At 45.5% G+C, this 13,181-nt stretch carries 11 protein-coding genes; 5 read left to right on the top strand and 6 right to left on the bottom strand.

All coding sequences use genetic code 11. The annotated features are described in order from the left end of the window. Positions 1-267: 267 nt before the first annotated feature. From JMY03_RS08535 to accC, 4 genes are all read left to right on the top strand, one after another. The gene (locus tag JMY03_RS08535) at positions 268-741 is read left to right on the top strand and encodes an EVE domain-containing protein (RefSeq protein ID WP_025646887.1); all 474 of its coding nucleotides are present in this window, start codon (positions 268-270) and stop codon (positions 739-741) included. A gap of 311 nt (positions 742-1,052) precedes the next feature. Then, positions 1,053-2,423 carry an MATE family efflux transporter gene (locus JMY03_RS08540; protein WP_201602956.1) on the top strand — a complete coding sequence of 457 codons (1,371 nt, stop codon included), beginning with the start codon at positions 1,053-1,055 and terminating at the stop codon, positions 2,421-2,423. Positions 2,424-2,731: 308 nt separating this feature from the next. Beyond that, entirely contained in the window at positions 2,732-3,160 is a 429-nt protein-coding gene (gene accB / locus JMY03_RS08545) for an acetyl-CoA carboxylase biotin carboxyl carrier protein (RefSeq protein ID WP_201602958.1), read from the top strand. Positions 3,161-3,206: 46 nt separating this feature from the next. After that, positions 3,207-4,559, top strand: coding sequence for an acetyl-CoA carboxylase biotin carboxylase subunit (gene accC / locus JMY03_RS08550; protein WP_025646884.1), 1,353 nt, complete (start codon positions 3,207-3,209; stop codon positions 4,557-4,559). Between the two features lie 110 nt (positions 4,560-4,669). On the opposite strand, the gene JMY03_RS08555 is transcribed toward accC, so the two are convergent. Further along, on the bottom strand, positions 4,670-5,287 hold the full coding sequence (locus JMY03_RS08555; RefSeq protein ID WP_201602960.1) for a hypothetical protein: 618 nt from the start codon (positions 5,285-5,287) through the stop codon (positions 4,670-4,672). Positions 5,288-5,681: 394 nt separating this feature from the next. Next, positions 5,682-7,430 (bottom strand): 2-isopropylmalate synthase, encoded by a 1,749-nt coding sequence (leuA, locus tag JMY03_RS08560; RefSeq protein WP_201602962.1) that lies wholly within the window; start codon positions 7,428-7,430, stop codon positions 5,682-5,684. 314 nt (positions 7,431-7,744) lie between these two features. Between leuA and JMY03_RS08565 the strand changes: the two genes are divergently transcribed. After that, the gene (locus tag JMY03_RS08565) at positions 7,745-8,224 is read left to right on the top strand and encodes an Lrp/AsnC family transcriptional regulator (protein WP_390880198.1); all 480 of its coding nucleotides are present in this window, start codon (positions 7,745-7,747) and stop codon (positions 8,222-8,224) included. A gap of 21 nt (positions 8,225-8,245) precedes the next feature. Here JMY03_RS08565 and JMY03_RS08570 read toward each other — a convergent pair whose 3' ends face one another. The 4 genes from JMY03_RS08570 to prmC all read right to left on the bottom strand — a co-directional run bounded on the left by JMY03_RS08570 (position 8,246) and on the right by prmC (position 13,163). After that, the gene (locus JMY03_RS08570) at positions 8,246-9,499 is read right to left on the bottom strand and encodes a YbfB/YjiJ family MFS transporter (RefSeq protein ID WP_201602967.1); all 1,254 of its coding nucleotides are present in this window, start codon (positions 9,497-9,499) and stop codon (positions 8,246-8,248) included. 217 nt (positions 9,500-9,716) lie between these two features. Next, entirely contained in the window at positions 9,717-11,045 is a 1,329-nt protein-coding gene (locus JMY03_RS08575) for an ABC1 kinase family protein (RefSeq protein ID WP_201602969.1), read from the bottom strand. Between the two features lie 430 nt (positions 11,046-11,475). Continuing rightward, positions 11,476-12,276: a HesA/MoeB/ThiF family protein gene (locus JMY03_RS08580; protein WP_201602971.1), complete on the bottom strand. Its 801-nt coding sequence runs from the start codon at positions 12,274-12,276 to the stop codon at positions 11,476-11,478. 8 nt (positions 12,277-12,284) lie between these two features. Next, on the bottom strand, positions 12,285-13,163 hold the full coding sequence (gene prmC, locus JMY03_RS08585) for a peptide chain release factor N(5)-glutamine methyltransferase (RefSeq protein WP_201602973.1): 879 nt from the start codon (positions 13,161-13,163) through the stop codon (positions 12,285-12,287). Positions 13,164-13,181: the final 18 nt, after the last annotated feature.

Consider the following 13,181-nt stretch of genomic DNA (forward strand, 5'->3'; position numbering starts at 1 on the left):
TAAAATAGTTCTAGTCTAAGTGAAAATTGAAGGTAATGCTTATTGCATTGGCTAGATTTTCGCAACGACTAGGGCGATTTTAGCATCAGCCTGCAGGGACAGGACTATTTTTTGCCACTTTATTGATAAAAATAGACGCTTAGAACGACTAAACTTACCATTTTTATCTGCAAATCGCCTAAAAAATAGTCTCTGTCAGTGCCAAGGTCGAATGTTCAACACGCCCTAATATCGAACTTGAAAACTCAATAAAAATTAGGATGATGTATGGCTTATTGGCTTATGAAATCGAACCCCAAATATTTCGGTATTGCTGACTTACAGCGTTTAGGCACAGAATGCTGGGACGGAGTACGCAACTACCGCGCCCGCAACTTTATGCGTGATGACATGCGCGTCGGCGATCAAGTGATTTTTTATCATTCAAGCGCTAAGCCCTCTGGTGCCGCGGGTATTATGAGCGTGGTCAGAGCCGGTTATCCAGATCCAAGTCAGTTTCATCCAGAGCATCGCCATTACGACCCGCTAGCGACCGAAGAGCAGCCGCGTTGGTATATGGTTGATCTAAGATTTGAGCAAGCGTTTACAGAGATACTTCCGCTATCAGAGCTGAAGTTCATTCCGGCACTTGATGACTCCTTATTACTCAAAAAAGGCTGCGAGCAATTGACAGTCATACCCCTTGAGCCTAAGCATTGGCAGGCGATTATGAATACGGCTGAGAGTTTAGATATCTTATAACAATTGGCAGTTTGCCTCTATTATACTAAGCGCTTCGACGCGCTTCGACTAACTATGCTTTTGTGATAAAGCCTTTGACGATAATAATAGGTCATTTGGCGATTAAGCTCTAAGTTTTAGATTTGCCTGAAAGCTTATCATTTATGTCCGTTAGCGCTATAATGTAGGTACACTAATATAAGTCCAGTAATTATCAGTACTTGCTCGCGTTGAGATGATACTTTGACTTCAGCGCCAGTTTATCCTTTTTTTTGACCCATCAATTCATCGTTTGGATTGATGGGTTATTTTATTCCAATCAGTTGCGAACTATGCCATCTCTAATATCCTTTAAAGACTTCAAAAGCTATAGCCTACGTTTAGGCGTACTAGCACTCCCTATTTTGATCACTCAGTTTTGCCAAGCGTCGCTAGGAGTAATCGATGCCATCATGGCAGGCCAAGTGTCTGCGCTTGACTTGGCAGCCGTAGCAGTAGGCTCTGGCATTTGGCTGCCTCTGTTCTTACTCGCTACTGGTATCTTGATTGCCACCACACCACTCATAGGTGAAGCGGTCGGTCAAAATAAGCATAGCGACGTACCAAACATCACGCAGCAGTCTTTATGGACAGCGGCAGCAATTGGTATTATTGGGTTTATTATCGTTAATTTAGCGCCCAATATTCTGCCGATAATGGGCGTTCCTGAGAATATTCAGCCGATAGCGTCGCAATATCTATTTGGCGTCTCTTTTGGCTTTCCGGCGCTCGCTGTCTATGCCGTACTTCGTAGCTATTGCGAAGCCTTAGGACGGCCTGAACCGGTGACTATTATTAGTATCATCGGCCTGCTTGCTGATATTCCGCTTAACTACATCTTCATCCATGGTCTCTATGGTATGCCGCAGATGGGCGGTGCAGGCTGCGGGGTCGCGACGGCTATGGTCCTTTGGATCAATGTGTTGTTGCTTGCGGTGTATACCGCATTTACTAAGCGAGCACAATTCGCTAATACTCGCTTTTTTTATGCTTTTAGTGCGCCTAGCCGTGCTCAGATCGCAATACTCTTAAAGCTGGGTATACCTATTGGGGTTTCTATATTTTTTGAGGCCAGTTTGTTCAGCTTAGGGGCGCTGGTTATTAGTCCGCTTGGCGAGTTGGCAACCGCCTCGCATCAGGTCGCTTTGGCCGTTACTTCTCAGTTATTTATGATTCCTATTTCAGTCGCTATGGCGCTGACTATCATGATCTCTAACCGCTTTGGCGAAAAAAACTTGCTGGCCCTGCGCCATGTACAGGTGACGGGCCTCATTTGGACAGTACTGATTGCATTGACGTCTATGCTTGGCGTTTGGCTATTCCGGCCTCAGTTGGCCGCGGCCTTCACTGACAATCCAGCCGTGCGCGCTCAAGCCATGCATTTATTAATATTTGCCTTAGCTTATCAGCTATTTGATGGCTGGCAGGTCAACGTCGCGGGTATCCTGCGCGGTATGCAAGATACGACTGTGCCGATGTGGGTGACGCTGTTTTGCTATTGGATAGTAGCGTTACCGCTTGGTATTTATTTAGTGCGCTATACCGATACTGGCGCGCAAGGGTTTTGGATGGCGTTGATTACGGGTTTATTTTTAGCTTCTATCTTATTGACGATTCGTTTGCGCTATCAGCAAAGACGCTTAACTATAGCTTGGTCGCCATAAGCGTGATGAGTTATCTGTTTTTTGATGAGTGGCGACTTTTATGGCTGATATTAAGGTATAACACTTAGGCTATATTGCTATCGCTACTCATTACGTCAATAATATGTAAAAATTTTCAGTTAACAACTGTACATTGATTGCTCATTGCGGCGAAGATAGGTATCATGAGTCATTCTTATTAAATACTTTGTTACACTGTCATTCGATAAGTTTGGATAAACTGAACATTATACTTATTGACTGTCAGCCCCATAAATACAAAATTTCAAACCCGATTCTTTGAACTTAAGCATAAGGCCTTGATAACAATGGATATTGAAAAAATACGCACGCTAATCGCCCTCATGGAAGAAAATGAGCTCGTCAACTTAGAGGTCAGTTCTGATGATGAACATATCAGCTTAACTCGTCACTATGATGCGCCAGCACCAACCATGATGGCTGCCCCAGCCGCTAGCGTAGCCCCTGCAGCTGCTAGTGAAAAACCTGTAGCCAAAGCCGGTAGCGTTGAGACCTCTCCTATGGTTGGGGTGTTCTATGCTGCTCCTAGCCCCAACGATCCACCGTTTGTCAAAGTGGGTCAGCAGGTTCAAGCCGGTGATACTTTAGGTATTATCGAAGCTATGAAAATTATGAACCCTTTAGAAGCCACTCAAAGCGGCGTTATCGCTGAGATTTTGGTCGATAATTCTGAAGTCGTGCAGTTCGGTCAACCCGTTATCCGCTACAAAGCTTAAAACGGCACTAACCCTACTCTAGAACGTCTTCGACAAGGATGACCTCATGATAAAAAAACTGCTCATCGCCAATAGAGGCGAGATTGCCCTACGTATCGTCCGTGCCTGTAAAGCTCTAGGTATCGAGACCGTTGGTGTCTACTCGACCGCTGATGCTAACTTAATGCATTTACGCTTTGTAGATGAGGCCATATGTATCGGCAAACCGAACGCCAACCAGAGCTATCTTGATATCAATACAATATTGACAGCAGCAGAGATCTCAGGCGCTGATGCTATCCATCCAGGCTATGGATTTTTGGCCGAGAGTGCTGAGTTTGCTGAGCGAATAGAAGAAGCAGGTCTTACTTTTGTGGGCCCTAACGCCGATCATATTCGCTTAATGGGCAATAAAGTCTCTGCCATTAATGCGATGAAAAAAGCCGGTGTGCCAACCGTGCCAGGCTCTGTTGGCGCTGTCACGATGCACAATGCTGAAGAGCAAGCGCGCAATATTGGCTTTCCGTTATTGATTAAGGCGGCTGCTGGCGGCGGTGGCCGCGGCATGCGCGTCGTTGAACGCTTCGACGAGTTGGTCGGTCAAGTCCAAGCTGCAAGGCAAGAGGCTGAGCTGTGGTTCGGTGATGACACGGTCTATATGGAGCGCTATTTACAAAACCCGCGTCACGTAGAGGTACAAGTACTGGGCGATGGTAACGGTAATGCTATTCATCTCTATGATCGCGACTGCTCGCTACAGCGCCGTCATCAAAAAGTACTAGAAGAAGCGCCAGCTCCTGATATTCCAGATGATGTCCGTGCGCCTATCCTCCAAGCCTGCGTAAAAGCTTGTGAGCTTGTAAAATACCGCGGCGCCGGTACGTTTGAGTTTTTATTTGAGAATAATGAGTTTTTCTTCATTGAGATGAACACGCGGGTACAAGTTGAGCATCCGGTGACCGAGATGATTACTGGTATCGACGTGGTGGTCGAACAGCTTAAGATTGCAGCAGGCTATGGTCTCTCCTATCGTCAAAGCGAGATTGAGATTCAAGGGAATGCGATTGAGTGCCGCATCAATGCTGAAGATGCTAGAACCTTTGCGCCCTCACCTGGCACCATAACGCAGCTGTACAGCCCTAGCGGCGCTGGCGTGCGCTTTGATTCGCACCTATATCCCGGTTACGAGATTCCAAGCTATTATGACTCCTTAATCGGTAAACTCATCTGCCATGGTCAAACCCGTCAACAAGCCATAGCAAAAACCTTGCACGCGCTAGATGAGCTGATCATCGAGGGGATCAAAACTAACATTCCACTGCATCGTGACGTTATTTTGGCAGATGACAACTTTGTGGAAGAAGCACAAAACATTCACTATTTAGAAAATGAGCTATTACAGTCAGCTGAGAAGTCTTAACCTTCTTTGCAACCTTATAGCTATTGAAAAAAAAGCCGCTATTGATAAAAATAGCGGCTTTTTTTGGTAATGACTAACCCTAAGGTTTATTAGCGACTGTCATTAACCTCTTAGGGCAATACTTTTTTAAAGTTCATAAAGCACTCTTGGCCCTCAGGATCTGCGCACCACTGCATCTGATTGCCATCATGATTTAAAAAAGCGATAAACGCTTCATTGCTTTGATCCACTTGGTTACCTGAGCAGTCTACTTCATTATTATCATAAATCGTCTTTAGCGCAATGATAGGAAGTCCTGTGTCCATATGCGTGACGATATAACGGCCGTACGTCCATTCATCACCACTCACCGCCCACATCTCATTGTCTTCCCCAAAATGATATATCTCACGGCACTGCTTGGCGTTAGCCGCCGATAGATTCATAGCCAGATCAGCGCCTTGTTTATCGACTGTAGGATTAGGCGTTACGATACGCCGCTCATCTTGCGCTACAATGCCGCCAAGCCTACTATCAGACGTTATATTAGCCTTTTCGCTTTGTTGTACATTGGACATAGTGCGCTCAAAAGTCGCGTCATTACTGCTATCAAGCTCGATCTCCCATTGACCTGCTATAGCTGGACTAATATGAGTGGTAATCATCGCCTGGCTAACTTGCTGACCAGGAGCCGGAAATGTGGACAAGATACCTGCTAGAGTAAATGAAGCAAATGAGAGGGGTTCCATAATTAGCCTTTACTTATTTATTTTCATTGGCGTTTTAATTAAATTGACGTCGTAATGAGCCCCGTTGTTAAACGGTGATTAGCCCTATGGTTAAAACGGTAATGAGTGTTTTAACCTTCAGCGTAAATCTTTAGCGTTAAAAAGACAAGTAACTTTATGCGTCTCACCTTTTTCTAGCCCATCAAACGACATCTCATGACGCATAGATATCGATATGCTCAGTAACCAGATGATTAGTGCTCGACTAGTACTCGAATAGCGAGTATTTAAACACTCAAGTGCATCAAGTGTCCTTTAACATAAAAAGCGCCACCGCTTACTGGGTGACGCAATAAGTAGTGACGCTGTGAGCTAAGAGCTTTGCAGCTCAGTCTATTCTAGCTGCTAATACAACCTATGCTGCGCTCGTTACTGACGCTTGAGCAAAAGCAGACAAAGCGCCTTTTAGCATGGCAGAGACGGTGCTGCTACAAGTGCCAATTCCTGAATAGACCTCACCATCAACATTGAGCTGGATATAAGCGGCCGCATTGGCATTGGTTTTATTATCGTTACCATCATCAATATGCTGGGTACTAATGGCATGCTCGGCATAGTTGATAATGTGTAATGACTTGCCGGTATGATGAGCTAAGCCATCAATGAAAGAGGACAGCGGCCCGTTACCATTGCCTTTGATAGTTACAGTTTCGCCATTCATCTGTACTTGACCATCGAAGAAGACCTCACCGCCTGTGTTGCTGACATTATAGTCGAGTAGATCAAAACCCCCTTGCTGCAGATAAGTGCTCTCAAAGGTCTGCAAGATCTCATCATTTTGCAATTCACGAGCCTTCTGTTCTGCTTGGTTTTGTACGACTTTACTAAAGTCAATTTGCATCCAGCGCGGTAAGTTAAAGCCATAATCGCGCTGTAAAATGTATGCCACGCCGCCCTTACCAGACTGGCTATTGATACGCACCACATCTTGATAGCTACGGCCAATGTGAGCAGGATCTATCGGTAAATAAGCCACATCCCAGAAGTTTTCGGTTTCATCAGCATGGTTTTCGTTATAATCGAGCGACTTCTTAATCGCGTCCTGATGCGAGCCACTAAAGGCAGTAAAGACAAGCTCGCCTACATACGGATGCCGCGGATGTACTGGCAAGTTCGTACTTTCGGTCGCCACCTGCACAATCTCACTCATGTTACTAAAATCAAGCTCAGGATCTATCCCTTGGCTAAACAGATTCATTGCCATGACCATGACGTCCATATTACCGGTGCGCTCGCCATTGCCAAGTAACGTGCCTTCGATACGATCGGCGCCCGCTAGTACGCCAAGCTCAGCTGCCGCTACCGCGCAGCCCCTATCATTATGCGTATGTAGGCTGACAATCACATGCTCGCGCTGGGCCAAATTGCGGCAGAAGTACTCTACCTGATCGGCAAATACATTAGGCATAGACGCCTCAACGGTCGCCGGCAAGTTAAAGATAACCTCCTGCCCTTTTTGTGGCTGCCATACTTCGCAAACCGCGTCACAGACTTCTACTGCAAACTCAGTCTCGGTTTGACTGAAACTCTCAGGTGAGTACTGAAACACCCATTCTGTCTCCGGATACTTAGCAGCATAGTCCACTAGTAACTGCGCGCCTGCGACGGCAATCTCTTTGATCTCAGCTCGCGATTTGCCATAGACTTTTTCGCGCTGAATACGGCTAGTGGAGTTATAAACGTGAACGATAGCGCGCTTAGCGCCTTTTAACGACTCAAAGGTACGTGCAATTAAGTGCTCTCGCGCTTGTACCAATACTTGTAGCGTGACGTCTTCTGGTACGTGATTTTCTTCAATCAACTGACGAGCAAAATCAAACTCAACTTGCGCAGCAGAAGGAAAGCCGATCTCTATATCTTTAAAACCAACCTCGACTAAGGTCTTAAAAAAACGCATTTTTTGTTCAATCGTCATCGGATCAATCAAGGCTTGGTTACCATCACGCAGATCGACACTGGCCCACATTGGCGCTTTTTCAATCGTTTTACTTGGCCAAGTACGATCCGATAATAGCGGCGCAAAGGCAAAGGGACGATACTTGCGAAAGTCAAAAGCGGCATGCTTAGGTGTAATCTTAGCGGTGCGAGTGCTGGTTGCAGACATAACAGATCCTTAACGGTATAAAAGGTGTCCCTAAAATGAATAGAGTTCGATCGATAGATAAATCATCTGGATAAAGTGTTGACTCAATGAAGAGCAGTTACCCTTATCCTTAATGTTTAGTTGCTTTAACCTTAGCTTTATCATAAAACAAAACCAAAAGTGATGCCATTATAATAACAAGGTTTGTGAAGTGAAATACGGCTTAATTTGATAAATTAATTGTCTATATTAGTGATTAACCTTAATCATTTATTTATAATTGGCTAAAACCTCTAATTTTAAGGTAAATAATGTCTAATACGAATAATAATCCTATGACGCAAAATCATCCACTCAGCTTTCCTCTCGATGAGATTGATAGACGTCTATTGCAGTTATTACAGACGGACGCGCGTATCAGCATCACTGAACTGGCTGAGCGTGTCAACCTTTCGGCTACCCCGTGTGCTCGCCGAGTCAAACGCCTAGAAGATAACGGCATCATTACCGGCTACCATACTCAAACTGATGCATACAAATTAGGCTATCCACTGGCGGTGTTTATTGCGATTAGCATGGATCGCCATACCGCTGAGCGCTTTGAGCAATTCGAGCGTAAAATACGAAGCTTTGAGGAGGTGATGAGCTGCAGCATTGTCACCGGCCGTACTGAGGACTACTTAATTAAAGTACGCGTACGGGACATGGCGCATTATGAAGAGTTTTTATTACATAGGCTGAATCGCATCGAAGGCGTAGCGCAAGTTCATACTAGCTTTGAGCTGCGAGAGGTCTTTTGTCGCAGTATTGTATAGCTTGCACGCTCTGGCTTTGGCTTACGAGCCTTGGCGTACTTGCTTCATCTGCCGACTAAAGCTTAAGATCAATACCAGTCCAAGCAGCAATCCGGCTCCCGCTACTAGTAATCCAGCATCGAAGTTGTCTTTTGCACCAGCCAAAGCGACAGTCACTAACGGCCCTAAGAACTGCCCTACTGCATACGCCAAAGTTGCTAATCCTATTAACAAATTAGAGTAAGCGGGGTTTATATTTTTTATAATATTTAAGGTCATGGAGACGATACCGACAAAGGTCGCACCCAAAATAGCCGCATTGATATATAAGCCAAACGCACCGGCAAACCATAGCGGCACGAACATCCCTAAAGCCTGCAAGAGCGTCAAACCGATCAAGGTTTTGGTCTCGCCGATACGCTTAGCTAGCGCGCCCCATAGCGGGTTAGAGAGCATAGCAAACACCCCAACCACTAACCAAATCAGTAGTCCTGCATGAGTCTGCGTCGGTAGCTGTTTTGCCGCCATTACCGGCAGAAAAGTCGCTGAGGTGATATAACCAAACCCTGCCAACACATAGCTCAATGACAATAGCAGAACCGCTTTGGCTTGACCCACCATCGCCTCGTAGAGCGAACGCTTAAAATTGATATACGTCTGTTTTATAGAGGGCTTTTTGTTTAGCGCGTTACCTTGCAAAACACCATCCGGGCGAATAGCGTAGAGCAAAACCAGCAAAGGTAAGCTTGTCAGTCCGGCCACTAGCCAAATACTATAAAAATGCAGATCAAGGCTAAGTAGCCACCAAGTCAAGATGGCTGAGGCGCTAATGCCGACACCGATACCGGCATAATGCACCGTCGATAGTAAGGAGCGTTTATGAGTACTAAAGCTTTGGATAACAAAAGAGGAGCCTAGTATCATGCCGATGCCGCTGGCAATTCCAGCTAATAAACGGATGACATACCAAAGGCTTAAAGGCAAGTTTGGCAAAAACAACAGTAAAGTGGTGATGATACTCAATAAAGTACCGAGTATTAGGGCGCGCCACGTTAAGCGATGGGGCACAAACATCGCTATCAATGAACCAATAAAATAGCCCATATAATTCACCGATGCCAACCATCCAGCGATCGTTGTGCTCAGTGAAAGCTCGCTCATGATATCAGGCAAGGTTGCGGTAAATAAAAAACGCCCATAACCCATGACCACGGCTAGGCAATAAAGACCTATCCACGCGATAACGGTTTCGTTGGTAATCGAAGGAATCAGGCGGCGCGTTGAGGCCTTTAACATAGCTGGACCAACATTGTACCCAAACGCTTGAAACAAACCTGCGTCATAGCAATCCTCGTTGCCATGACCGCTGCGCTCGTTTATTGCAGTTTTTGCTCATAACCCATCGTCCTTGGTTGGTGTCCATACCCTGCTATATTTATATCATTTCAGAGGTCTAGATATAATAGATTCCATATAAAAATGTCGTGGCGCTTTAACTCGTCGCTATCTGCTTTTATTCGCTTATGCTATCAGGTCGACCTAACATAGCAACTCTATGATCGCTAAACATATCCATATCTGGAGCTAAAGTGCGCATAAAGCGATCAAAATATAATAACTGCTTGGTCAACAATGCAAAATCACGCGGGAAGTGAATACCGTGGCGCTTACCGACTTCGACGATCTCTAGCATCATCTTATTGAGCTTATCCGCTTGCTCTTTGGTATTAAAAGGGACACCGCTGGTAAAGGCAATATCTTCTGCCATAATCGTCTGCATCATGCGCTGTAAGTCCGCTGCTAACGAAGAGACATCAACATGATTCTCGCCTTTGGTCATCTCCATATCGATCATACACTGCGCCATCGCCCGATAATTATTATCCTGCAGCGCCTGCATCATACCCATGCAAGCGCGCCAGCTCTGCGCTTTTAATTTACCGACGATACCAAAGTCTAAAAAGCCAATACGACCATCAGTCAGTAGCATCAGATTGCCCGCGTGCAAATCAGCATGGAAGCTGTTGCAGAGCATTAAGCTTGCAAACCAAGTATTCAAAGTATCTGCCATCACTTGCGCCGGGTCATTACAATACTGGCTCATCGCGCGCTCATCAATCATAGAGACGCCGTGTAATCGGCTCATCGTTAATACGCGCTTAGTAGTCAGCTCATCATAGACGGTTGGCGCAACCACCCGAGTATTACCTGAAACGCTCAAAAACTGCTGAAAATCACGAATGTTTTTGGCTTCCGCGATAAAGTCCGTTTCGGCGAGCATGCGCAAGCGGATCTCATCAATAATAGGCGCGATGCTAGCAAACTTCATTGAGGGCATCAGCAGCTCAAGCAGCTTAGTGACGCCATGTAGCACGCCCAAATCGGTCTGCATGATCGTCTCAACTCCAGGCTTTTGTACCTTGAGCACCACTTCATCACCGTTATGGAGGCGGGCGACATGCACTTGCGCAATGGAGGCGGAGGCTAATGGCTGCTCTTCAATATCGGCAAAACGCTCCTCTAGTGTTAAGCCATCAACCGCTAGCTCTTCGCGTAATACTTGTGCAATATAACGATAAGGCAACGGCGTTGTCTGATCCAAAAACCCTTGGAAAGCCTCGACGTATTCACGCGGAAACAAGGATGGCGTACTAGCAATAAACTGTCCAATTTTGATATAAGTGGTGCCCAATTGCTCGAAGGTTTCTTTGAGTAGATACGCATCAGGTTTTTCACCTTTCGCCACACGCAGCGCCGATAATCCAGCGACACTTGCGGTCTGACGGATACGGTTGGCGACGTTCAGACTGTGCTTCAATAAATGCGGTCGATATAATTTCATAACGGCTAACTGTCTTAATAAATGATTAAAGAAGGAGTAGATAATAGGGCGTGTTGAACATTCACAAATGCGCACTGCTGATCGCTACTAGTTTATCAAAGCTGTGTTCTAGTCGTCGTTAAAATTGCAGATAATGCTTATTGCATTGGATAGCTGATTTTATTTAAACAGTCGCAACGACTAGGGCGATTTTAGCATCAACCCTCACGACAACAACAGGGACAGGACTATTTTTTGCCGCTTTATTGATAAAAATAGACGCTTAGAACAACTAAACTTACCATTTTTATCTGCAAATCGCCTAAAAAATAGTCTCTGTCAGTGCCACGGTCGAATGTTCAACACGCCCTAACAACTATAGTCAGGTGTAAAAGTATTGATTTATAACCCAATGATCTAAAATAGCTGTGATGGCGCTAGCGGTACACAATCATAACGCGCATATCGGGCAGCTGGTATCTTGCCGATAGCCCATCATGCGCTGCTGCATACGGCTACCGTCCCACAATAAAAGCTTGCCTGTCAGCGGATTGGTGTTCAGCCCGAGGTAATGCAATGCCGCATTGGCTTGCAAATTACCGATGATAGCAGTAGTACTAGCAAGGACGCCTGAGTTGGCACAAGTGCGCTCATCTACTGCCTCATCCGTACTAACATCGCCAAAAACACAATGATAGCAGCCGCTCTTTAACTGCGGTTCATACAATGCCAATTGTCCTTGCATAGCAATCGCCGAAGCGCTAAGTAATGGAATCTGATAGCGCACGCTAATCCGGTTGATAATATCGCGAGTGGCGAAATTATCAGTACAGTCTAGTAATAGATCAGGCTTGCCAGCGGCTAGCTCTAATAGCTCATAAGCATTATCTAATGTCAGACGTGCGACCGTACCTTTCGCGCTAATCAAAGGGTTGATTTGCTTGAGCATCTGCGCTGCGGTCAGCGCTTTAGCTGCACCGATATCACTTGGTAAAAATAAGCTTTGGCGCTGTAAGTTGCTCATCTCAATCACATCATCATCGATGAGATGCACCTCACCAAGCCCTGCGCGCACTAGCGTCTCTGATGCTGGGCAACCAAGACCCCCTGCGCCTATCATTACAATCCGAGCAGACTTCAGACGCAGCTGTGCGTCAATATCCCAGCCTGTTAATAACACTTGCCGAGCATAGCGCAGTAACTCAGCGTCCGTGAGACTCCGGTTATCTGTAGAAGGCGTTTTAGTTGTCATTTTAATTGTCACTTTATTTGTCCTAGGGTCACTCTCTCATTACCCCCATAATCCTTAGCGGTTTTTATCGCCTCAAAGCCGTTAGCATTAAATAACGCTCTAACCGTCTCGCCTTGATCGTAACCATGTTCTATGGCTAATAAGCCACCTTGCTGTAAGTAATTCGGCGCTTGCTCTACGATATGCTCAATATCAGCCAAACCTTTATTAGGCGCACTTAAGGCGCTGATAGGTTCAGCTTTTAACCCTTGTAGATGCTCATCCGCTTCATCGATATAAGGCGGATTGGAGACAATGACCTCAAAGCGCTGAATGGCATCAGAAGGTAGCGCTTCATACCATCTGCTTTGCATAAATTTGACATTATCTACCTGATTATCAGTGGCGTTTTGCTGAGCGACGCTTAATGCTTCTGCAGATAAATCAACAGCTATAACTTGCCAGCTTGATCGTGCTAATTCATGAGCCAAACTAATAGCAATACAACCAGAGCCCGTACCTAAATCTAGCAAACGCTTAGAGGTGTTATTATTGGCAATCGGATTACTCTCAATCCATTCCAGCACTTGCTCAACCAATACTTCGGTATCAGGCCGCGGTATCAGGGTATGCGCGTTTACTTTAAAGTCAAGCGACCAGAACGCCTGATGTCCCGTTAAATAAGCTAAGGGTATGCCCTGCTGCATCTTTTTAATACCTGCTTTAAACTTTGCAGATTCGCTATCGGTTAACTGATAGCGCTCATCGGTCATCAAAAATAGTGAAGGTTTATCAATAACATATAATAGCCAATCCGTTGGCCAAAACGATGGTATCTGACGATTTGTTTCACCATTTATCAGTTGGCCAATTTGCTGCTTTATTTGACGAATGGTCAATGCGGTCATAAGTCACTCTTAAAGATA

It is taken from the genome of Psychrobacter submarinus (genome assembly GCF_904846685.1).
GTDB lineage: Bacteria > Pseudomonadota > Gammaproteobacteria > Pseudomonadales > Moraxellaceae > Psychrobacter > Psychrobacter submarinus.

Excerpts from the sequence above, each read along its gene's own strand:
- JMY03_RS08580 (WP_201602971.1), bottom strand. The coding sequence starts at position 12,276 with ATGACAACTAAAACGCCTTCTACAGATAACCGGAGTCTCACGGACGCT.
- JMY03_RS08540 (WP_201602956.1), top strand. The coding sequence starts at position 1,053 with ATGCCATCTCTAATATCCTTTAAAGACTTCAAAAGCTATAGCCTACGT.
- prmC (WP_201602973.1), bottom strand. The coding sequence starts at position 13,163 with ATGACCGCATTGACCATTCGTCAAATAAAGCAGCAAATTGGCCAACTG.
- JMY03_RS08535 (WP_025646887.1), top strand. The coding sequence starts at position 268 with ATGGCTTATTGGCTTATGAAATCGAACCCCAAATATTTCGGTATTGCT.
- leuA (WP_201602962.1), bottom strand. The coding sequence starts at position 7,430 with ATGTCTGCAACCAGCACTCGCACCGCTAAGATTACACCTAAGCATGCC.
- accC (WP_025646884.1), top strand. The coding sequence starts at position 3,207 with ATGATAAAAAAACTGCTCATCGCCAATAGAGGCGAGATTGCCCTACGT.
- JMY03_RS08565 (WP_390880198.1), top strand. The coding sequence starts at position 7,745 with ATGACGCAAAATCATCCACTCAGCTTTCCTCTCGATGAGATTGATAGA.
- JMY03_RS08575 (WP_201602969.1), bottom strand. The coding sequence starts at position 11,045 with ATGAAATTATATCGACCGCATTTATTGAAGCACAGTCTGAACGTCGCC.
- JMY03_RS08570 (WP_201602967.1), bottom strand. The coding sequence starts at position 9,499 with ATGTTAAAGGCCTCAACGCGCCGCCTGATTCCTTCGATTACCAACGAA.
- accB (WP_201602958.1), top strand. The coding sequence starts at position 2,732 with ATGGATATTGAAAAAATACGCACGCTAATCGCCCTCATGGAAGAAAAT.
- JMY03_RS08555 (WP_201602960.1), bottom strand. The coding sequence starts at position 5,287 with ATGGAACCCCTCTCATTTGCTTCATTTACTCTAGCAGGTATCTTGTCC.